The sequence below is a fragment of the Pseudomonas sp. BF-RE-21 genome (assembly GCF_019947305.1).
Classification (GTDB): Bacteria; Pseudomonadota; Gammaproteobacteria; order Pseudomonadales; family Pseudomonadaceae; genus Aquipseudomonas; species Aquipseudomonas migulae.
In genome coordinates this window covers 72,456-92,254 of the sequence record NZ_JAGYGF010000007.1, presented here as the reverse complement: position 1 = coordinate 92,254, position 19,799 = coordinate 72,456, and the positions used below count along the sequence as shown (strand labels likewise).

Genomic DNA, 19,799 nt, shown 5'->3' with positions numbered 1-19,799 from the left:
CCGATTCTAGAAGACAAACCGCCTAATGCGAAATCTGGAACTGCTTGTTCGGTAACCGCCCGTTTTATCGGCTGAGTGGTTGCCGAGCGGATTCACGTCGCTATATTTTCTGGAATTCAATTCTAAAAATACGCACCGGAGTTTTAAACAATGCCTGCCGAATCCCACAGCTCACCAGACATCGACTGCGATGTTTTGGTCGTCGGCTCCGGTGCAGCCGGGTTATCGGCAGCGGTCACCGCTGCATGGCACGGATTGAAAGTCATCGTGGTGGAGAAAGACCCGGTATTCGGCGGAGCCACGGCGTGGTCCGGCGGCTGGGCCTGGGTGCCGTGCAATCCTCTGGCCCGCCGCGCCGGCATCGTCGAAGACGTCGAGTTGCCGCGCACCTATCTCAAGCATGAACTCGGTGAGCGCTACGAACCGGCAATGATCGATGCGTTCCTTGAGGCGGGCCCACGGATGGTCGCCTTTTTCGAACAGCACACCTCCCTGCAATTCGCCGATGGCAATGCCATCGCCGACATACATGGCGATACACCCGGTGCCGGTACGGGCGGACGTTCGGTGATCGCTGCGCCCTATGACGGGCGAAAAGTCGGCAAGCTGCTGAAGCGTCTTCGCAAAACCATGCGGGAAACTTCGTTCATGGGCATGCCGATCATGGCGGGGGCGGATCTGGCCGCATTTCTCAACCTGACCCGTTCGGTGCCCGCCGCGTGGCACGTCACCCGGCGCTTCACCCGGCACCTGCTCGACCTGATTGTGCATGGCCGGGCGATGCAGCTGGTCAACGGCGTGGCGCTGGTCGCTCGCCTGGCAAAATCTGCCGAAGACCTTGGCGTGCAGCTCTGGGAATCAGCGCCTGTCAGCGAGTTGCTTCGCGAAGGCGATCAGGTCCGGGGCGCGCTGGTGAGCACCGCCAAAGGCAAGGTCCGCATCCATGCGCGCAAGGCTGTGGTGCTCGCGGCCGGTGGGTTTGCCAATGACATCGAGCGGCGCAAGGCACTGTTCCCGCGCACACCGACCGGCAACGAACACTGGGCGCTGCCCCCCCTCGGCGTGGCCGGTGACGGTTTGCGCCTGGGCGAAAACGCCGGGGCCCGGGTCAACACCGACATGGCCTCTCCCGTAGCGTGGGCGCCGGTCTCGCAAGTGCCACACAGGGATGGCAGCATCGGTCACTTCCCGCACATCATCGAGCGGGGCAAACCGGGGATCATCGGCGTACTGAGCAACGGCCAGCGCTTCGTCAATGAAGCGAACGGCTACTACGACTATGTAACGGCCATGGTCGCCGCTGCGCCTGCCGGCGAAGAGGTTGCCTCCTGGCTGATTTGCACCCATGGTTTTCAACGCCGATATGGGCTGGGCATCTCTCGGCCGTTTCCGGTTCCGTTGTCATCCTTTATCCGCAGCGGCTATCTGAAAACCGGCAACACGATCGAGGAATTGGCCCACGCCTGCGGCATCGACCCGAACGGCTTGCGCAGCACTGTGGCGGACTACAACCAGCATGCGCGCAACGGTGAAGACCCCTTGTTTGGCCGCGGTTCGACGCCTTACAACCGCAAACAGGGTGACGCCTTGCAGCAACCCAACCCGTGCGTCGCCCCCATCGAGCAAGGGCCGTTTTACGCGGTGAAGGTCCAGCCCGGCTGCTTCGGCACCTTTGCCGGACTCAAGGTCAATCAACACGCCCAGGTCCTCGGCGAATCCGGCCAGGCCATCACCGGGCTGTACGCTGCGGGCGGCGACATGGCCAGCATCATGGGCGGGCATTACCCCGCCGGTGGCATTAATCTCGGCCCGGCGCTGACGTTCGGCTACATCGCCGCGCGACATATCGCCGGCATCACTGCTTACGAACAGGAGATCGACCATGCAGCGCATCGTTAATGCACAGGGTTTGAACATGCCCAAACTCGGCCTCGGCACCTGGCCGATGCTCGGCGAAGAATGCACACGCGCCGTTGAACAGGCGTTGAAGTTGGGTTATCAGCATATCGACACCGCTGCCGCCTACAACAACGAAAAAGCCGTCGGTCAGGCGTTGGTGAACAGTCCTACGCCTCGCGAGCAGATCCACGTCACCACCAAAGTCTGGTGGGATCAACTGCAACCCGATGCCATGCGCCACTCCATGGATCGCAGTCTCAAGGCCTTGCGCAGCGATTACGTTGACCTGTTCATGATCCACTGGCCGACCACCGATTGGGACCTGCCACGCACGATCGAAACCCTGGTGTCATTCAAGGAGCAAGGCCTGGCGCGCAATATCGGCGTGGCGAATTTTCCGCTGCCGCTGCTGCGCAAAGTCGTCGAAGAACTGGGCGCACCGCTGTCAGCCATTCAGGTCGAATACCACGTGTTGCTCGGACAAAACGCGCTGCTGGACTACGCCCGTCAACATGACCTGGCACTGACGGCCTACTCGCCACTGGCCCGCAACAAGGTCTCGGACATCCCGCAAATCCAGCAGATCGCCGCCAGACACGGGGTTCTGCCGACACAAGTGGCGCTCAAATGGCTGCTTGATCAACCGAACGTTGCGGCGATCCCCAAGGCCAGCAGCGAGGCTAATCAACTGGCCAACCTGGCCTCGCTGGACGTCCAGCTCGATGACGAAGACCGGGCGTTGATTGCCGGTTTGTCGAAACGCGAACGACTGGTCAGCCCTGACTTCGCGCCGGTGTGGGATGCGTTCGACCGGTAAGCACCGGACTGCTTTTCGTAGGAGCCGGCTTGCCGGCGATAGCGATCTTACGGGCGCCATCGCCGGCAAGCCGGCTCCTACAAGTCATAGGGCGTTTGCCCTGACGTCATAAAAAACCCATCACCTGACGGAATTCGATGGGCTATCCACGTTCAATACACTCAGTAATGTTCCCGCCCGCATAAAAGCCGGACGACCGGACTGGCGCCGCTCCCACTCACCAGCAACACTCATCCCCACGATAATCAGAGGATTCCCACATGCTATGGAAAAAAGGCCGACGCAGCGACAACGTGGTCGATGCCCGTGGTGATGATGTCGGCGGTGGTGGCGGCGGCGGGATGCGTTTTGGTGGCGGCAAGGGCCTGAGCCTGACCGCGATCATTCTGATTGTCGGGATCGGCTGGATCACCGGCCAGGACCCGTTGCAGATCCTCGGCCAACTCACCGGGCAGATGACCGAGCAATCGGCACCGGCCTCGACACAAACCCGCAAGGCACCGCCAGCCAATGATGAAGGGGCGGAATTCGTCCGTTCGATCCTCGGTGACACCGAAGACACCTGGGGCCAGATTTTCCAGCAGGCCGGCCGGCAGTATAAAGATCCTACGCTGGTGCTGTTCAGCAACCGGGTGAACTCGGCGTGCGGCCTGGCCACCTCGGCGACCGGGCCGTTCTATTGCCCAGCAGACCAGAAGGTTTACCTGGACATGAGTTTCTTCCAGGAAATGTCGCAACGCTTTGCCGCTGCGGGTGATTTCGCTCAGGCCTACGTGATCGCTCACGAAGTCGGACACCATGTTCAGACCTTGCTTGGTGTTTCCGCGAAAATTCAGGCAGCCCGTCAGCAAGGCCGGCAAATGGAAGGTGACGGTGGCTTGTTGGTGCGTCAGGAGCTGCAAGCGGACTGCCTCGCGGGTGTCTGGGCCAACAATGCACAGCAACGCCTGAACTGGCTGGAGCCGGGCGACATCGAAGAAGCCTTGAACGCCGCCAACGCCATCGGCGACGACCGCTTGCAGCAGCAAGGCCAGGGTCGCGTGGTGCCGGACTCGTTTACCCATGGCACGTCGGCGCAAAGGGTGCGCTGGTTCAAAACCGGATTTGCGCAAGGCCAGGTGGGCCAGTGCGATACCTTTGCGGCGAAAAATCTGTAAATGAAAAAGTGGTTGTTGATGTTGTTGTTTACTTGCACCTGTACCCAGGCTGACGAGCATGGGGTCAAGGAGATCAGCCCCGGCCGACTCTTGTTGAAAGAAGGTGAGATGGCGGTGGGCATCGGCCCGGCGCCGGCGAAAATCGAGCGCGTGCTGATCATCATCCATGGTCGGTTGCGCAATGCTGAAACCTACCGCCAGAGTGCCGAGCGGGCGGCAGAGCAAGCCGGGCAAAGCGCCAATACGTTGGTGATCGCTCCGCAATTTCTCAATGAAACTGACGTAGCACTCCATCCAGTCGCCGACACCGTGTTGCGTTGGCAAGGCAATGACTGGATGGCCGGCGGTTTATCCACCGCTCCGTTTGCGCTGAGTTCCTACGCGGCGCTCGACCAGATCATCGCCCGGCTCGGCGATCGTCGACAGTTTCCGGACGTGAAGGATGTCGTCATCGCGGGCCACTCGGGCGGCGCTCAGGTGGTTCAGCGTTATGCGTTGTTGAGTCACGATCAACCGGAGCTCAAGGCGGCTGGCGTGCACGTGCGCTACGTCATCGCCAACCCGTCTTCCTACGCGTATTTCGATGAGCGGCGGCCAGTGGCGTTCAGTCACGCCGGCTGCCCGGCGTTCAATCGCTGGAAGTACGGTCTGTCAGATTTGCCCGCTTACGCCGAAGGACAAACGCCCGCGCAACTGGAGGAAAACTACGTCCAGCGTGACATCGTTTATCTACTGGGGCAGCAGGACATTGATCCGAACCATCCGGCACTGGATAAAAGTTGTGAGGCGAAAGCCCAGGGCGCTAATCGATTGATTCGCGGGCGCAATTATTTTGAGTTTTTGAAGCGTAGCCATCCGCAAGGATTGAACCAGCAATTGATCGAAGTGCCCGGGGTTGGGCATAACGGGGATGGGATGATTACGTCGCCGGAGGGACAGAAGGTTTTGTTCGGACAGTGATGACGCCTTCGCGGGCAAGCCTCGCTCCTACAGGGGAATGCGGTCAACTGTAGGAGCGAGGCTTGCCCGCGAAGGGTCCCTCAAGCCAACAACATTTCCCGCAACGCCACGCAATCCGCCGCATGCCAATCGGTCAGTTCCGGCCACGGGTTATCCGGCAAATTCACCAACACCGTTCGCGCCCCCGCCGCTCTTCCGCAATCCAGATCAAACCGGTAATCACCGACCATCACCATCTCGCTCGCCGGCACGTTCCAGGCCTCGGCCAATTTCAACAAACCACCGGGGTGCGGCTTGGGCGGCGCTTCATCACGCCCCAGCACATCCTCCACCGCGAAGCAGTCCGCCAGGCCAATGGCCTCCAGCGTCACATGCGCCAACTCCCGAGCATTGCGCGTAAGAATGCCCAGGCGATAACCGCGCCCCGCCAACTCGCGCACCAGTTCCACAGCTCCCGGCGCCGGTTTCGAACCCAGCGCCAGATCCCGTTCATGCTCCAGCAACCATGCATGTTTGGCCGCGGCTTCAGCAGCCGGCAGCGCGGCGAGGTGGGTCAGGATGTCGTCTTCGGCCGGGATCGCCAGCGCCACGCGAATCGCCGCGAAGTCATGCACGGCCACCGTCAGGGTGCCGTCCATGTCGAACACCCAGTGCCGCACCTCAGCCAGGCTCATGCCCAATCCTTGCGGTGACGGATCAGGCCTTCCTGAGTGACCGACGCCACCAGTTGCCCGGCGCGATTGAACACGCTGCCACGGCTGAACCCACGGGAATTGCCGGCCCACGGGCTGTCCATCGCGTACAGCAACCAGTCATCGGCGCGCAGGTCCGCATGGAACCACAGCGCGTGATCGAGGCTGGCGACCTGCATGTCTTTCTGCCAGACCGACTTGCCATGGGGCAACATCGAGGTGGTCAGCAGATTGAAGTCCGACGCGTAGGCCAGCAGGTATTTGTGCAGCGCCGGGGAGTCGGCCAACGCGCCGTCGGCGCGAAACCAGACGTACTTGACCGGATCGGATGGCTGCGGGTTGTAGGGATCTTTCTCGGTGACCGGGCGGAATTCGATCGGCTTCGGGCACAGCAGTTTTTCACGCATGTGCTCGGGGATCAGGTGCGCGCGCTGATGGGTCAGCTCCAGTTCCGAGGGCAGGTTTTCCGGCCCGACCACCGTCGGCATCTGGCCCTGATGCTCGAAGCCTTTTTCGTCATATTGGAACGACGCGCTGCACGTGAAGATCGGGTTGCCCTTCTGGATCGCCGTGACCCGACGCGTGCTGAAACTGCCGCCGTCGCGAACCCGATCAACCTGATACACCACGGGCAACGTGGAATCGCCCGGACGCAGGAAATAACCGTGCATCGAATGCACATGACGCGCGACTTCGACCGTCTGGCTGGCCGCCGACAGGGACTGACCGATCACTTGGCCGCCGAACAACTGACGAAAGCCCAGGTCCTGGCTGCGGCCACGGAACAGGTTTTCTTCGATCGGTTCCAGGGTCAGCAAATCGACCAGATCATCCAACACTTGGCTCATTCAGACTCTCCTCACACATCGCAATGCCGCGCAGTCTTGGCTGCGGCGGTCGATTCAGTTTCCGGCCAGGGCCATCATTGGCGCCATTGTAAACGTCCGGGCCGTCTTATCCATGCAAGGTTTGCAGCCATTGTTCACGGGTGATGCGGTACAGCACATGGTGACGCAGAGGATGATCGACCGCGAGTTTCGGGTGGTCGAAGTCACCGGCTGAATCATGGTGCATACCGATGGCCTGCATGACTTTCTGCGATGGCGTGTTGGTTTCCGTGGTGAAGGACACGACCTCTTGCAGCGCCACCCGGTCAAACCCGCAGCGCAGAGCGGTCCACGCCGCCTCACTGGCGTAACCCAAGCCCCAGTGTTCGCGGGCCAGGCGCCAGCCGATCTCGATGGCCGGCGTGAAAGGCGCGTCGAAACCGACCACGCCGAGCCCGGTAAAACCGATGAATGCACCGGTATCCTTGCGCTCCAGCGCCCAGAGACCAAAACCATGCTCGGCGAAATGCCCACGAATCCGCCCGATCAGCGAAGCACTTTCCAGTCGACTCAAGGGCGCCGGGAAATAACGCATCACCTGTGGATCGGCGCACATCGCCGCAAACGCCGGCAAATCCTCGTCACGCCACTGCCGCAACAGCAGTCGCGCGCTCTCGAGTTCCAGTATCGGCTCCATCGTGTCCCTCCGTTTCCATGCCGCAAGTCTACATCGCTGGTAGGATCGTTCACTCATTCCTACACGCCGTACTCATAAAAGCCCGTCATGCCGCTGCCATTGATTTACCACGAAGACTACAGCCCCGAGTTCCCGGCGGAACACCGCTTCCCCATGGACAAGTTTCGCCTGCTGCGCGATCACCTGGTGGACAGCGGGCTGACCCGGGACGCCGACCTGCTGCGCCCGGAACTCTGCCCGCCGGAAATTCTCGCCCTCGCACATGACGCTGCCTATATCGAACGCTACATGAGCGGCGAGTTGTCCCGCGAAGACCAGCGGCGTCTTGGCCTGCCGTGGAACGAAGCCCTGGCCCGGCGCACGGTGCGGGCGGTCGGCGGTTCGCTACTGGCGGCGGAACAGGCGCTGGAACATGGATTGGCCTGTCACTTGGCCGGCGGCACGCATCACGCGCATTACGACTACCCGGCGGGGTTCTGCATCTTTAACGACCTGGCGGTGATCAGCCATTACCTGCTGGAAAGCGGTCGTGTGAATCGGGTGCTGATCTTCGATTGCGACGTGCATCAGGGCGACGGGACTGCACGGATTCTGCACAACACTCCGGACGCGGTGACCGTTTCCCTGCACTGCGAGAAGAACTTTCCTGCACGCAAGGCCGAAAGTGACTGGGACATCCCGCTGCCCAAGGGCATGGGCGATGCCGAATACCTGAAGGTCGTCGACGACGCGCTGAATTATTTGCTGCCGCTCTATCAACCGGACCTGGTGCTGTATGACGCCGGTGTCGATGTGCATAAGGACGACGCGCTCGGTTACCTGAAGCTGACAGACGAAGGCGTGGCCGCTCGGGATGAAAGCGTGATGCGCCATTGCCTCGGGCGAGATATTCCGGTGGTCGGGGTGATTGGCGGCGGCTACAGCAAGGACCGCAAGGCGTTGGCGCGGCGGCACGGCATCCTGCATCACAGCGCGCAGCGGGTGTGGGCGTCATCAGGTTGTCATTGAGGTGTGCGCCTTTACCCACAATGCCTGTGGAACTGCCTGTGGATAACCTGAGCGAAAGGGCCTGCAGGCCATGCTGCATATAGCCTGCAAAGGGGTGGTTGTTTTTTAACCAGATCTTGAGCCCACCACAAATCCCTTGTGGGAGCGGGCTTGCTCGCGAAGGCGATTTAATATTCAACATAGATGTCGACTGGCCCACCGCTTTCGCGAGCAAGCCCGCTCCCACATTGGATCTGTGCGGTAGAATGCCCGGCTTATTCCGCCGAACCGCAGCGCACACCATGACCCAATCTTCCGCCGCCCTCCCCCCTAAAGTCGCCATCATCGGCGGCGGCCCCGCCGGCCTGATGGCGGCCGAAGTGTTGAGCCAGGCAGGGATCAAGGTCGATCTGTACGACGGCATGCCTTCGGTAGGCAGGAAATTTCTCCTCGCTGGCGTGGGCGGCATGAACATCACCCATTCCGAAGCCTATCCGGCATTCCTCTCACGCTACGCCGAGCGCGCACCGCATATCGCACCGCTGCTGCGAGCCTTTGGTGCCGAGGCGCTGTGCCAGTGGATTCATGACCTGGGCATCGAAACCTTTGTCGGCAGCTCCGGCCGGGTCTTTCCGACCGACATGAAAGCCGCACCGCTGTTGCGCGCCTGGCTCAAACGCCTGCGAGAGGCCGGCGTAGTTATCCACACCCGCCATCGTTGGCTCGGCTGGGATAACAACGGTGGATTGCGTGTTGAAAGTCCTGAGGGTGAAAAAAACCTGAAGCCCGAAGCAACGCTGCTCGCCCTCGGTGGCGGCAGTTGGTCGCGCCTGGGTTCGGACGGCACGTGGATGCTGCCACTGGAGCAGCACGGCGTAGGACTGGCGCCGCTGCAGCCGAGTAATTGCGGCTTCGAGGTGCAGGCCTGGAGCGAATTGATGGTCAGCAAATTCGCCGGCGCGCCGCTGAAAAATATCGCGATCGGTCTCAATGACGACATCCCTCGGCTCGGGGAATGTGTAATTACGGCCACCGGGATTGAAGGCAGTTTGATCTACGCCCTGTCGGCGCCCATCCGCGAAGCGATCAATCAGCATGGCTCGGCGACCATTCACCTCGACCTGTTGCCGGGCCGGCCTGTGGATAAAGTTCAGGCGGCGCTGAGCAAACCGCGCGGGTCTCGTTCAATGTCCAAACATCTGCACAGTCAGCTCGGGATAGATGGCGTGAAAGCGGCGCTGCTGCGCGAATTGACGCCGGCAGAATGCTTCACCGATCCGGCGCTGCTGGCTAAAGCGATCAAGGCGTTGCCGCTGACATTGGTGAAAACCCGTCCACTGGACGAAGCCATCAGCACTGCCGGTGGCGTGATGTTCGAGGCGATGGATGAACGTTTGATGCTCAAGCAGTTGCCTGGCGTGTTCTGCGCGGGGGAAATGCTGGATTGGGAAGCGCCGACCGGCGGCTATCTGCTGACCGCGTGTTTCGCCAGTGGGCGAGCGGCGGGGTTGGGGATGGTGGAGTGGCTCAAGCGCAAGGCTTGAGACCGAGTTGCGCCCTTCGCGGGCAAGTCGGGTCGCCGCACCGCTCGCTCCTACAGGACACCACTAATCTGTAGGAGCGAGGCTTGCCCGCGAAGGCGGCCTAACAGCCGCCGCAACCAATCAAGGCTTACGCTTACGCGGCCCAGTATTAAACACCGGCACCTTACGCACAGGCTTGATCGAAGGCTCCGGCGCCGAAGCATCCCCGCTCTCGACCCATTTACCCAAATTGCGCTTACCGCCGCTGGACGTCTTCGGCTTCTTCGGTTTTTTCGGTTTCTTCACCACCTGGCCGCTGGCATCGGTGTCCGGCACGCGGTGCTCAGGTTCGAAATCGTGTTCCATCTGCCGAGGCAACGTCTGACGCGTCAACGTCTCAATGGCCGACAGCAAATTCACTTCATCGGCGCAGACCAACGAAATGGCCTGCCCGGTGGCACCCGCACGGCCGGTACGACCGATGCGGTGGATGTAGTCCTCTGCCACGATCGGCAGGTCGAAATTGACCACCAATGGCAAATCTTCAATGTCCAGACCACGGGCCGCGACATCGGTGGCCACCAGGATCTGTACTTCGCTGGCCTTGAAACGGTCCAGCGCACGTTGACGCGTAGCCTGAGGTTTGTCGCCATGGATGCCGTCGGCGTTGATGCCCAGGCCCTGGAGTTTTTCCACCAGCGCGTCCACGCCATTACGGGTCTTGGCGAATACCAGCACCTGCTTCCACTTGCCCTTGCGCAGCAGGTGGATGAACAGCTCCGGCTTGCGCTTCTTGTCCACCGTCACCACCCACTGTTTAACGGTGTTGGCGGCAACGTTACGCGGGCTGACTTCGATGCTCAGCGGATCATTGAGCATTTGCCCGGCCAGCAGGCGAATCGCATCGGAGAAGGTCGCGGAGAACAGCAGCGTCTGACGTTTCTTCGGCAGCACGCGGTAAATGTTCCCCAGCTCCTCGGAAAAGCCCAGGTCGAGCATGCGGTCGGCTTCGTCCAGGACCAGGGTTTGCAACTGGTTGAACTTCAGCGCGTTCTGGCGGAACAGATCGAGCAGACGGCCCGGTGTTGCCACCAACAGGTCGACACCTTTGCGCAGCTTCATCATTTGCGGGTTGATGCTGACGCCGCCGTACACCGCGTAAGTGCTCAGCGGCAGGTTCTCGGCGTACTGACGCACGGCTTCGTGAACCTGCTCGGCCAGTTCGCGGGTCGGCACCAGAATCAATGCGCGCACCGAGTTGGCGGTGACTTTCGGCCCTTCCATGGCCAGCAATTGCAGCAGCGGCAGCGCGAAACCGGCGGTCTTGCCGGTGCCGGTCTGGGCGGCGGCCATCAGGTCGCGACCGGCCAGCACCGCCGGAATGGCTTGCGCCTGAACCGGCGTCGGGGTCTGGTAGCCGAGCGTCTCGAGAGAGCGCAGCAAGGGTTCGATCAGGCCAAGGGTGGCGAAAGTCATGGGATTACCGTAGGAAAATTCAGCGCGGTTGTGCGAAACAAGTGTGCAATGGCGCGCAGTTTACCCTAATTCACACTCGATTCTGTCTGCACCACCGCAGCAGGTCGTTCCGGCGCCCGGCGCCACTGCGGCAAACCGATCAACACCACGGCACTGATGATCACCAGCATGGCCAGGGCTTCTTCGATACCGATGGTCTCGCCAACAAACACGATCCCCAGCAACACCGCCACCGCCGGGTTGACGTAGGCATAACTGGTGGCCGCTGCCGGACGTACGTTTTTCAACAGGTACATGTAGGCATTGAAGGCGATGATCGAACCGAAGAAGGTCAGGTAGGCCAACGCCGCCCATCCTTCAATCGGTGGCATGGCTTCCAGATGTTCGCCGCTCATCGCACTGCCGATCAGCAGCGCCACGCCGCCCACCAGCATTTCCACGGCACTGGCCATCGCGCCCTGGGGCAACGGCAAGTGTTTGCTCCAGACTGAACCGAACGCCCAGGCCGCCGCCGCAAAGATCAGCAACATCGCACCCAGCGGGCTCGATTGCAGGTTGGAACCGAGGTTGAGCATGGCGATGCCAATCAGCCCGAGCACAATCCCCGCCCATTCAAGACGAGTATTACGCGCGCCCCAGAAATAGCCGCAGAGCAAGGTAAACAACGGCACCGTCGCCACCGCCAATGCCGCGACGCCGGAAGCGACGCCCATGTGTTCCGCCACACTGACCCCGCCGTTACCGCACGCCAACAGCAAAATCCCGATGATCCCCGCCGCTTTCCACTGCGCCCACGTCGGTGCCGGCGCCCCGCGCCAGCGCAGGAAGGCGTACATCAACGTGCCAGCAATGACGAAGCGAATACCGGCGAGCAACAAGGGCGGCCAATACTCCACGCCGATGCGGATCACCAGGTAAGTCGAGCCCCAAATCACGTACAAGGCGAAAAAGGCAGCGATCAACGGCAAGGGAAAACGACGGAGGCCAGGCATGGGGGGCAGCTCGCAGGCAAGGACAAATGAACAGCTATTCTAGAAAGGCGAACAGCAGAAAATAAGTTACAAAACCTGTTTATAGCGCCGGTACACTTTTCAAATCACGGAGATCAGCGCTATATACCGTGTTTTCGAAAGCCAGCCATTTTTCAGGAATTCGCTCATGGACAAATACGACCGCATGCTCCTCAGCGCCCTACTGGAAAACGGTCGTGCGTCCTACGCCGACCTCGCACGCAAGGTCAACCTGTCCGCCCCGGCCGTGGCCGAGCGCGTGGCCAAACTTGAGGCCAGCGGGGTGATTACCGGTTATCAGGCGAAAGTCGACATGGCCAAGCTGGGGCTGCCGATTCAATGCGTGATCGAACTGCGCCTGAACCAACACGGTAATCAGAAAGCCTACGACGACCTGATCAAAATCCCACAGCTGACCGAATGCCACCGGGTGACGGGTGATCCATGCGTGATCATGCAAGCAGCGGTGGGCTCGATGCCGGAGCTGGAAGAGCTGATCAACCGCATTGCCACGTTCGGGTTCAGCAAGACGTCGATTGTGTTGTCGAGCGCGATAGAGAAGCGCGTGCCGTTGGGACAGTTGGAAGGGAAACCGGTCTAAAGTTGCAGGTGATCAAATGTGGGAGCGAGCCTGCTCGCGATGGCGGAGTGTCAGGCAACATAGATGTTGAATGATAAATCGCTATCGCGAGCAGGCTCGCTCCCACAGGGGGTCAGCGGTGTTTCTGTCAGAACCCGCGATGGCGCTTGAGGTGTTCGTTGATTTTGGCCGCCGGGACTTTCTGCAAACTGACCAACAGATCATGGGACAACTCGCGCAACCCGTGCTTCTGCCGCAATTCCTGCGCCAGATGCGCCGTCAGGTTGGCCGCCATCTCGGCGTCAGCCATCGCCCGGTGAGCTTTACCGGTGTCAGGCAGTTGGGCGAAGGTGGTGAGGGTGCCGAGCTTGTGATTCGGCGCAGCCGGCATCAGCCGACGGGCCAGTAGCAGCGAACAAGCAAAGTTCTGCAACCGCGTACGCTTGATCCGCCCCAGTTCAAAGTCCCAGAACTTCTGGTCGAACGCGGCGTTGTGCGCCAGCAGCGGCGTGGTGCCGACAAATTCGTTGACCTCGTTCATCACCTGTTCCGCCGATGGCGCGGTGCGCAGCATGGCGTTGCTGATGCCGGTCAGTTGTTCGATGAAGGCCGGGACGCGTACGCCGGCGTTCATCAGGCTTTGGTAACGCTCGACGATGCGCCCCTGTTCAAGGATCACCACGGCAATTTCCGTGGCCCGGCAGCTGCTGCTCGGGGAGATCCCGGTGGTTTCAAAGTCGATGACTGCTATGCGTTCCAAACCTGTTTCAACTCCGTAAAAATCAATTCTTGAGCAGCAACGCGCCTTCGATCGGCACGTAGCGGCTGGCGGCGCGGATCAGCGAGTTGGCCGTCAGGCCCGGTACGCCGTAGGCCACCGCTTGCACGCCATGCTTGGCGATGATGCGCTCCAGCAACATGTCGAAATCACCGTCGCCGGAGGCCAGCACCACTTCGTCGACATGATCGGCGGCGTCCATGATGTCGAGGGTGATGCCCACGTCCCAGTCGCCCTTGGCCGAGCCGTCGCTGCGCTGGATGTAGGGTTTGAGCTTCACGGTGAAACCGAGGTTGCGCAGGATCTGCTGGAACTGCTGCTGTTTGCTGTCGCCGCGATCGATCGCGTAGGCATAGGCTTCGACGATATCGCCCTGCTTGCTGATGTCAGCCCACAGCGCGGCGTAGTTGAAGTGGCAACCATAGGCCTGACGCACGGTGTAGTAGAGGTTCTGGACATCGGCGAACACTGCAATTTTTTTCACCGTGCATCCTCTTTCGCGCAGGCGGGATCAGGCACCGGGCCCGAAAAGTTGCCCAGTATGCCAGCCTGGAGGATTGTTCCGCGAATAATCGGCCCGGAGCGCCGCAGCGCTCCGGACGAATGGCGTGTCAGACGAAGGAATCGTCGTCGCCGCCGAAGAACGATGAACTGTCATCGTTGTAGTCGGTGTCGGCATAGTCTTGGGAGTTGTCAGCCACGCGCTGGTCATCGCCCCAGCCGTTGTCACCGCTTTGATCGTTGACCTGAGCCGGCTCTTCCTTGATCACTTCCACCACTTCCGGCTGCTGGTTGTGATGGAACAGGCTGCTGATGCCTTGTGCAAGCATCACGCCACCCGCCACACCCGCTGCAGTTTTCAGCGCGCCGCCGAGGAAACCGCTGCCAACCGCTGGCGCCGGCTGTTGCGGCGCGTAGTTCTGCTGCGGTGGCGGCGCAGCGAAATTCTGCTGTGGCGGCTGCGCGTTGAACGACGGCCGTCCCGGCTCACGCCAGCCGCCGCTGGAGGGCGGTGCACTTGGCGCAGGCGTTTCACGGGAACTGCCACCGAAAATGCTCGACAGGAACCCACCGCTGCTCGGCGCCGGAGCAGGTGCCTGGGACTTGGCCGATTGCAGTTCGGCCTGCAATTGCTGGATTTGCTCGGTGAGTTGCTTGTTCTGTGCGTCGAGGCTCTTGATCGCTGCCTCTTGCACCAGAATCGCCTGGGTCATGAAGTAGCCCGCCGCGGGTTGGCGAGCCAGATGTTCCTTGATCCGCGCCTCGGCCAGGGCATCGCGCGGGGCTGCGTCCGTTTCGGCCTGTTGCAGCCGGGAAAACAGTCCATCGATCAGGGTTTGTTCTTCAGTGTTCATGGCGACCTCGTAGATTGCCGGGGAAAATCGTTGACCTTCTCGAAGGAGGATACGGCGCTCGACCTTAATGGAGGCTGAAACAAGTTGTTTCAATGACCTTTACCGAACGTTTACGTTTGCGCCCCGACGCGCTGCATCGGTTAAAGTGGGCCACTGCTTTCAACCTGCGATACCGACTGATGAATCCGTTCGATGTACTGCGTGACTCGTTGTATTTCTTTAAGCGCAATCTGAGCCAGATCGTGCGGCTGTGCCTGCCGCTGGTGATTTTCGAAGCGCTGCTGCAACAAGTGGTCGACCACAACACCGTGCCGGACAGCTTTCCCGGCGTCAGCGTGATCGTCGGCCTGCTGGTGTACCCGCTGTACACCGCCGCGCTGATCCTGTTTCTCGACGCGCGCAGCCGTGGCGAATCGCCGCGCAACCGTGACCTGCTGGCGAGGTCCGCGTACCTGTGGCCGCGCTTCGCCCTGCTCACGGCGCTCAATACATTGATGATCCTGCTCGGCCTGTCGTTGTACTTCCTGCCGGGCATCTGGCTGATGGTGACGTTGGCGTTCAGCGAATACCTGCTGGTGCTGCGCGGTCTGGCGCCGCTGGCGGCAATGAAGGAAAGCCTGCGCCTGACCCGCGGTCATTTCCTGCGCATTCTGGTGTGCATCCTGTGTGTGATGGGCCCGTTGTGGGTGCTCAAGGGTGTGACGCTCAATGTGTATCCGGAACCGCAGAACCCGGTGATTTCCCTGCTGATCGACAGCGCCCACAGCTTCCTGCAACTGTTCACCAGCGTGGTGTTGTTCCGTTTGTTCATGCTGATCAGCGACGTTCCCGAGAAAATCGACCGGCCGCTCTGATCGTGGGCTTCGGCCCGGCTCTCGGTTATGCTCGGATCCATCTTTTGTAACGCTATAAGCCGAGCCATGACCCGACTACTGCGCTACACCCTGCTGGGCCTGTTGATAGCAATCGGCCTGATTGCCTTGCTGATCTACAGCCTGACCTGGCGCCCCGAAGCCAAGGAAGTTTTGCCCGTCAGTTGCAACGCTCAAGCACCGACACTGGTGCCCGGCCAGGCGTTGAAAGTGATGACCTGGAACGTTCAGTACCTGGCGGGTAAGCGCTATGTGTTCTGGAATGACCTGGCCGCCGGCGACGACGAAAAACCGACGCCTGAAGACATGGCCTTCAGCCTCGATGAAGTGGCGCGGGTGATTCGCGACGAACAACCGGACCTCGTGTTGCTGCAAGAGCTCGATGACGGCGCCAAGGCCAGCGATTACCAGAACCAGTTCAAACTGCTTCAGGAACGCCTCGCCGATCTCTATCCGTGCAGCGCCCATGCCTTCGACTGGAAAGCCGACTTCGTGCCGCAACCGCACATCTTCGGCAGTGTCGGCCGGCAACTGGCAACCCTCAGCCGCTACCGGATCGAACACGCCGAACGCCTGCAACTGCCGGTCGCGCCGACTAACTTCATCAGCCGTCAGTTCCAGCCGAAAAATGCCTTGCTGGTCACTTACCTGCCGTTGAGTGACGGCGGGCAGTTGGCCGTCCTCAACACCCATCTGGACCGCGCCACCCAACCTGACGAAACGCTACAGACCCAGGTGACGGCGGTGGCCAAAGTCCTCGACAAATACGAAAGCCATAGCACCCCGTGGCTGATCGGCGGCGACTTCAACCTGTTGCCGCTGGGGCAATATCGACGCCTGCCCGCCGAACAACGCACGCCCTACTCCGCCGACAGCGCGTTGCACTTGTTGTGGGACAAGTACCCGATGATCCCGACCAACAATGAAGCCAGCGGCATCGATCGGGCGCGTTGGCTGACGCACTACCCGAATGATCCAGGCCTGAACGGCCCGGACCGCACCGTCGATTACCTGTTTTACAGCCCTCGGATCAAACGGGTCGAGGCGACGGTGCGACAGGACGATACGTTGCGGATCTCCGATCACCTGCCGGTGATTGCGCGGTTCCTCCTGCCGGCTGCGCCGTAACCCCTGCCAAACACAAAACCCTGTAGGAGCCAGCTTGCTGGCGATAGCGGTGGGTCAGTCAACGAAGATGTTGGATGTGATGGCCTCATCGCCGGCAAGCCGGCTCCTACAAGGGGTCGCGTTGTTCAATGGACTTCCTCCAGGTCGTCATGCAGCAGCCCGAAAATATCGCGTTTCATCTCGATGAATGAGCGCTCCATGACCATGTCCAGGGTCCGGGGGCGTTCGATCGGCACGTCCAGAATCTGCTTGATCCGCCCAGGCCTGGCGCCCATCACGTAGACGCGATCACCCAGCAGAATCGCCTCGTCGATGTCGTGAGTCACGAACAGCACGGTTTTCTTGCTGTTGCCCCAAACGCGCAACAACAGCTGCTGCATTTGCAGGCGCGTCTGGCTGTCGAGGGCGCCGAAGGGTTCGTCCATCAGCAGGATTTGCGGGTCGTTGGCCAAAGCGCGGGCAATCGCCACACGCTGCATCATGCCGCCGGACAACTGCTTGGCGTAGTTGTCAGCGAACCCGCTGAGACCGACTTCGTTGACGTAGTAATCGACGATGTCCTTGCGCTGCGCCGCCGCCATGCCGCGACGCTTGAGGCCGAACTCGACGTTCTGCCGCACGGTCAGCCACGGAAACAGCGTGTAGCTCTGGAACACCATGCCGCGGTCCGCGCCCGGCCCTTGAACTTGCTGGCCGCCGACGTAGATCTCGCCTTCCGTGGGCTCGTTCAAACCGGCGGTGAGGTACAGCAAACTCGACTTGCCACAGCCCGACGGCCCGACCAGCACGGCGAATTGCTGATCCGGCACTTCGAACGAAACCTGATCCAGCGCGGTGAACATGCCACCATCGGGCTTCTGGTAACGCAGGCTGACTTTGTCCACTTGCAAACGAGGCGCGGCGTAGGCCGGGGCAGCCATCGGTGTGACGATACGCGGGTTGACGGCGGTTACTGAGCCCATGCGGCAATCCTCAGACGAAGGAAACGGAACAGTTGATCGGTGACCAGGCCCAACAGGCCGATGATCGCGATGGCGAGGAAGATCACATCCACCTGAAAGCCGCGCATGGCTTTAAGACTCAAGTAACCCAGGCCACTGGAAGCGGCGACCAGTTCGGCGACCACCAGGTACGTCCAGGCCCAGCCCATGGTCACGCGCAAGGTGTCGAGCACACCCGGCAACGAGGCCGGTGCGATCACATGCAACACCGCATCGCGGCGGTTAGAACCGAGTGTGTAAGAGGCGTTGATCAGGTCTTTGGAGATGCCTTTGGACACGTCCGCGATCATCACCAGTTGCTGGAAAAACACACCAAAGATGATTACCGAGACACGCTGCTCCAGACCGATACCGATCCACAGAATGAACAGCGGCACGAACGAAGTCACCGGCAGGTAGCGGATGAAATTGACCATCGGTTCGAGGAACGCCTGAACGATGCGGAAGCTGCCCATCAGCAACCCCAGCGGCACCGCCACCAGCGACGAAACAACGAAACCGACCACCACCACTTCAAGACTGGCCCACACGTGCAAACCGAGCGTGCCGTCGCGGCTCAGGCGCACGGCGGCTTCGACCACCGCGCCCGGCGTCGGCAAGAACATGCCCGGCACCACACCGCCGTAAGACAACCCGGCCCACAGGCCGACCAACAACACCCAGGCCAGGCCGCTCGCGCTCCAGATCACCGAAACCGGCAAGCCGGTCTTGGGCGTGATGCAACGGCTCAGCCATGAATTGCGCTTGAACATGCGAACCTCCTACAGCGGGCTGACGAAACGGTTGTCGATCAGGTCGTCATTGCTGACGCTGTAGGGTTTGCCCTGCAATTCACTGGCGGTTTCGTTGGCCAGTTTGATCAACGGTTCGCTGTCGCCCGGATTGCCCGGCGAGCCCAGGAGTTTTTCGCTCATGGCCTGATCGTAGAAGCGCACGCCTTGCGCGGCGGCTTCCAGTTCCTTCGGATCGGCAAGGTAACCGCCAACACCCTTGGCCATGATTTTGTAGGCTTCCTGCGGATGGTCCTTGGTGTACTGCACCGCTTTGTACAGACCCGCGACCAACGCCTTGACGTCTTCCGGCTGCTTCTCGATGACCGTGCAGTTGAGCGCGACCACATCGACAATCACGCCAGGCGTGCTGCTGCTGTCGATCAAGACTTTGCCTTGTTTCTTGTCTCGCACCATCGACAGGTGCGGTTCCCAGGTCACGGCGGCGGGCACACGACCGGCGATGAACGCGGTGGCGGCGTCGTCAGCCGTCATGTTCTGCACGGTGATGTCGCTCATGCTCATGCCGTGTTTTTTCAGCAAGTACGAGAGCCAGAATTGCGAAGTCGAGCCTTCGTTCACCGCCACGGCTTTGCCTTTGAGCTCCTGCAGGCTCTTGATGTCCTTGCCCACCAGAACACCGTCGCCACCATGGCTGTCATCGAGTGCGGCCACGGCCTTGAAGCAGAATTGCGGACGGTATTTCAGTACTTCGTCGATGGTCGACGCCGAGCCGGACAATTCGCCCGAGGCTTGCGCGGCCATGTACATCGAAGCCTCTTCGACGACGGGCAACTCGACGGTCAAACCGCCTTCCTTGAAGTAGCCCAGGTCCTGGGCGAGGTAGAGCGTGCCGTAACCGACCCATGTGGTATGGCCGATGGACAGAGTGCCGGCCTGGGCGCTGGTGGCGACCGTGGCGGCGATGGCGGTGACCGCCAGTGGATGAGCGACGCGGGTTAGCAAGGACTTGATCATGGAGCACTCCCAAAGCTGTTGATTTAGTTTTGTCATGGGCAGTACGGCCAGCAGCCTTTGGAGAAGAGCTGCCACGGGTGGTCTCTGATGGACCTTTGGGTGGGCAGTGTTCGGCTGACTGGCGAGGTCGATGTTGGACCAAGGTGGGGAGAAGGAAAATTAGGAAATATGTCGGTGGGAGTGATGAAAAAACTGGGTAGCGTGCGCGGTAAAAGGGCGGGGTTGGTGGGGGCGCACGGGCTTTGTGCAAAAGGTGAGAGGTGGGGTGAATCGGTAAAAGCTTTCGCGGGCA

The 19,799-nt window shown here is 60.8% G+C and carries 20 protein-coding genes; 9 read left to right on the top strand and 11 right to left on the bottom strand.

The features are described from left to right. Window positions 1-150 precede the first annotated feature (150 nt). From KGB25_RS07790 to KGB25_RS07775, 4 genes are all read left to right on the top strand, one after another. The gene (locus tag KGB25_RS07790; RefSeq protein ID WP_223434734.1) at window positions 151-1,899 is read left to right on the top strand and encodes an FAD-dependent oxidoreductase; all 1,749 of its coding nucleotides are present in this window, start codon (window positions 151-153) and stop codon (window positions 1,897-1,899) included. Next, complete coding sequence (locus KGB25_RS07785; RefSeq protein ID WP_223434733.1) at window positions 1,883-2,716, top strand: aldo/keto reductase; 834 nt, start codon at window positions 1,883-1,885, stop codon at window positions 2,714-2,716. The genes KGB25_RS07790 and KGB25_RS07785 overlap by 17 nt, the downstream gene beginning before the upstream one ends. A 260-nt stretch (window positions 2,717-2,976) precedes the next feature. Next, window positions 2,977-3,873 (top strand): neutral zinc metallopeptidase, encoded by an 897-nt coding sequence (locus KGB25_RS07780; RefSeq protein ID WP_223434732.1) that lies wholly within the window; start codon window positions 2,977-2,979, stop codon window positions 3,871-3,873. Further along, window positions 3,874-4,833: an alpha/beta hydrolase gene (locus tag KGB25_RS07775; protein ID WP_223434731.1), complete on the top strand. Its 960-nt coding sequence runs from the start codon at window positions 3,874-3,876 to the stop codon at window positions 4,831-4,833. A gap of 80 nt (window positions 4,834-4,913) precedes the next feature. Here KGB25_RS07775 and KGB25_RS07770 read toward each other — a convergent pair whose 3' ends face one another. The 3 genes from KGB25_RS07770 to KGB25_RS07760 form a co-directional block, all read right to left on the bottom strand. Beyond that, complete coding sequence (locus tag KGB25_RS07770) at window positions 4,914-5,507, bottom strand: HAD family hydrolase (RefSeq protein WP_008041913.1); 594 nt, start codon at window positions 5,505-5,507, stop codon at window positions 4,914-4,916. Continuing rightward, on the bottom strand, window positions 5,504-6,373 hold the full coding sequence (tesB, locus tag KGB25_RS07765; RefSeq protein WP_008031730.1) for an acyl-CoA thioesterase II: 870 nt from the start codon (window positions 6,371-6,373) through the stop codon (window positions 5,504-5,506). The genes KGB25_RS07770 and tesB overlap by 4 nt, the downstream gene beginning before the upstream one ends. A 106-nt stretch (window positions 6,374-6,479) precedes the next feature. Then, window positions 6,480-7,049, bottom strand: a complete 570-nt coding sequence (locus KGB25_RS07760) for a GNAT family N-acetyltransferase (protein WP_008041912.1) — start codon at window positions 7,047-7,049, stop codon at window positions 6,480-6,482. An 87-nt stretch (window positions 7,050-7,136) separates the two neighbouring features. On the opposite strand from KGB25_RS07760, the gene KGB25_RS07755 reads away from it, so the two are divergent. After that, the gene (locus tag KGB25_RS07755; RefSeq protein ID WP_223434730.1) at window positions 7,137-8,057 is read left to right on the top strand and encodes a histone deacetylase; all 921 of its coding nucleotides are present in this window, start codon (window positions 7,137-7,139) and stop codon (window positions 8,055-8,057) included. 281 nt (window positions 8,058-8,338) lie between these two features. Further along, on the top strand, window positions 8,339-9,580 hold the full coding sequence (locus KGB25_RS07750) for a TIGR03862 family flavoprotein (protein WP_223434729.1): 1,242 nt from the start codon (window positions 8,339-8,341) through the stop codon (window positions 9,578-9,580). Between the two features lie 120 nt (window positions 9,581-9,700). Here the strand turns inward: KGB25_RS07750 and KGB25_RS07745 are convergent, their stop codons facing one another. Together KGB25_RS07745 and yedA are read right to left on the bottom strand one after the other, a co-directional pair. Further along, window positions 9,701-11,035: a DEAD/DEAH box helicase gene (locus KGB25_RS07745; RefSeq protein WP_008031738.1), complete on the bottom strand. Its 1,335-nt coding sequence runs from the start codon at window positions 11,033-11,035 to the stop codon at window positions 9,701-9,703. Between the two features lie 65 nt (window positions 11,036-11,100). Further along, entirely contained in the window at window positions 11,101-12,027 is a 927-nt protein-coding gene (gene yedA, locus KGB25_RS07740) for a drug/metabolite exporter YedA (protein WP_192228035.1), read from the bottom strand. Between the two features lie 166 nt (window positions 12,028-12,193). Between yedA and KGB25_RS07735 the strand changes: the two genes are divergently transcribed. Beyond that, a complete protein-coding gene (locus KGB25_RS07735) occupies window positions 12,194-12,646 on the top strand; it encodes an Lrp/AsnC family transcriptional regulator (protein ID WP_192228036.1) in 453 nt (150 codons plus the stop codon). 127 nt (window positions 12,647-12,773) lie between these two features. On the opposite strand, the gene KGB25_RS07730 is transcribed toward KGB25_RS07735, so the two are convergent. The 3 genes from KGB25_RS07730 to KGB25_RS07720 all read right to left on the bottom strand — a co-directional run bounded on the left by KGB25_RS07730 (window position 12,774) and on the right by KGB25_RS07720 (window position 14,758). Continuing rightward, on the bottom strand, window positions 12,774-13,385 hold the full coding sequence (locus tag KGB25_RS07730) for a PolC-type DNA polymerase III (RefSeq protein ID WP_008041272.1): 612 nt from the start codon (window positions 13,383-13,385) through the stop codon (window positions 12,774-12,776). 22 nt (window positions 13,386-13,407) lie between these two features. Further along, window positions 13,408-13,887, bottom strand: coding sequence for an NYN domain-containing protein (locus tag KGB25_RS07725; protein WP_008031749.1), 480 nt, complete (start codon window positions 13,885-13,887; stop codon window positions 13,408-13,410). Between the two features lie 127 nt (window positions 13,888-14,014). After that, window positions 14,015-14,758: a DUF2076 domain-containing protein gene (locus KGB25_RS07720; protein WP_223434728.1), complete on the bottom strand. Its 744-nt coding sequence runs from the start codon at window positions 14,756-14,758 to the stop codon at window positions 14,015-14,017. Between the two features lie 179 nt (window positions 14,759-14,937). On the opposite strand from KGB25_RS07720, the gene KGB25_RS07715 reads away from it, so the two are divergent. Next, the gene (locus KGB25_RS07715; protein ID WP_032828940.1) at window positions 14,938-15,612 is read left to right on the top strand and encodes a YciC family protein; all 675 of its coding nucleotides are present in this window, start codon (window positions 14,938-14,940) and stop codon (window positions 15,610-15,612) included. Window positions 15,613-15,678: 66 nt separating this feature from the next. Further along, the gene (locus KGB25_RS07710; RefSeq protein WP_223434727.1) at window positions 15,679-16,758 is read left to right on the top strand and encodes an endonuclease/exonuclease/phosphatase family protein; all 1,080 of its coding nucleotides are present in this window, start codon (window positions 15,679-15,681) and stop codon (window positions 16,756-16,758) included. Window positions 16,759-16,883: 125 nt separating this feature from the next. On the opposite strand, the gene KGB25_RS07705 is transcribed toward KGB25_RS07710, so the two are convergent. Genes KGB25_RS07705 through KGB25_RS07695 form a run of 3 tightly spaced genes read right to left on the bottom strand, consistent with a single transcriptional unit; the run spans window position 16,884 to window position 19,507 of the window. Continuing rightward, window positions 16,884-17,720: an ABC transporter ATP-binding protein gene (locus tag KGB25_RS07705; protein WP_192228039.1), complete on the bottom strand. Its 837-nt coding sequence runs from the start codon at window positions 17,718-17,720 to the stop codon at window positions 16,884-16,886. Continuing rightward, on the bottom strand, window positions 17,708-18,511 hold the full coding sequence (locus tag KGB25_RS07700; RefSeq protein WP_008031757.1) for an ABC transporter permease: 804 nt from the start codon (window positions 18,509-18,511) through the stop codon (window positions 17,708-17,710). The genes KGB25_RS07705 and KGB25_RS07700 overlap by 13 nt, the downstream gene beginning before the upstream one ends. Window positions 18,512-18,520: 9 nt before the next feature. Beyond that, complete coding sequence (locus KGB25_RS07695; RefSeq protein WP_223434726.1) at window positions 18,521-19,507, bottom strand: ABC transporter substrate-binding protein; 987 nt, start codon at window positions 19,505-19,507, stop codon at window positions 18,521-18,523. Window positions 19,508-19,799: the final 292 nt, after the last annotated feature.

Bases quoted from the DNA above. Each gene is read 5' to 3' on its own strand.
- KGB25_RS07700 (WP_008031757.1), bottom strand. From the start codon at position 18,511: ATGTTCAAGCGCAATTCATGGCTGAGCCGTTGCATCACGCCCAAGACC.
- KGB25_RS07790 (WP_223434734.1), top strand. From the start codon at position 151: ATGCCTGCCGAATCCCACAGCTCACCAGACATCGACTGCGATGTTTTG.
- tesB (WP_008031730.1), bottom strand. From the start codon at position 6,373: ATGAGCCAAGTGTTGGATGATCTGGTCGATTTGCTGACCCTGGAACCG.
- yedA (WP_192228035.1), bottom strand. From the start codon at position 12,027: ATGCCTGGCCTCCGTCGTTTTCCCTTGCCGTTGATCGCTGCCTTTTTC.
- KGB25_RS07745 (WP_008031738.1), bottom strand. From the start codon at position 11,035: ATGACTTTCGCCACCCTTGGCCTGATCGAACCCTTGCTGCGCTCTCTC.
- KGB25_RS07710 (WP_223434727.1), top strand. From the start codon at position 15,679: ATGACCCGACTACTGCGCTACACCCTGCTGGGCCTGTTGATAGCAATC.
- KGB25_RS07755 (WP_223434730.1), top strand. From the start codon at position 7,137: ATGCCGCTGCCATTGATTTACCACGAAGACTACAGCCCCGAGTTCCCG.
- KGB25_RS07760 (WP_008041912.1), bottom strand. From the start codon at position 7,049: ATGGAGCCGATACTGGAACTCGAGAGCGCGCGACTGCTGTTGCGGCAG.
- KGB25_RS07750 (WP_223434729.1), top strand. From the start codon at position 8,339: ATGACCCAATCTTCCGCCGCCCTCCCCCCTAAAGTCGCCATCATCGGC.
- KGB25_RS07695 (WP_223434726.1), bottom strand. From the start codon at position 19,507: ATGATCAAGTCCTTGCTAACCCGCGTCGCTCATCCACTGGCGGTCACC.
- KGB25_RS07775 (WP_223434731.1), top strand. From the start codon at position 3,874: ATGAAAAAGTGGTTGTTGATGTTGTTGTTTACTTGCACCTGTACCCAG.
- KGB25_RS07780 (WP_223434732.1), top strand. From the start codon at position 2,977: ATGCTATGGAAAAAAGGCCGACGCAGCGACAACGTGGTCGATGCCCGT.
- KGB25_RS07785 (WP_223434733.1), top strand. From the start codon at position 1,883: ATGCAGCGCATCGTTAATGCACAGGGTTTGAACATGCCCAAACTCGGC.
- KGB25_RS07735 (WP_192228036.1), top strand. From the start codon at position 12,194: ATGGACAAATACGACCGCATGCTCCTCAGCGCCCTACTGGAAAACGGT.
- KGB25_RS07720 (WP_223434728.1), bottom strand. From the start codon at position 14,758: ATGAACACTGAAGAACAAACCCTGATCGATGGACTGTTTTCCCGGCTG.
- KGB25_RS07705 (WP_192228039.1), bottom strand. From the start codon at position 17,720: ATGGGCTCAGTAACCGCCGTCAACCCGCGTATCGTCACACCGATGGCT.
- KGB25_RS07715 (WP_032828940.1), top strand. From the start codon at position 14,938: ATGAATCCGTTCGATGTACTGCGTGACTCGTTGTATTTCTTTAAGCGC.
- KGB25_RS07770 (WP_008041913.1), bottom strand. From the start codon at position 5,507: ATGAGCCTGGCTGAGGTGCGGCACTGGGTGTTCGACATGGACGGCACC.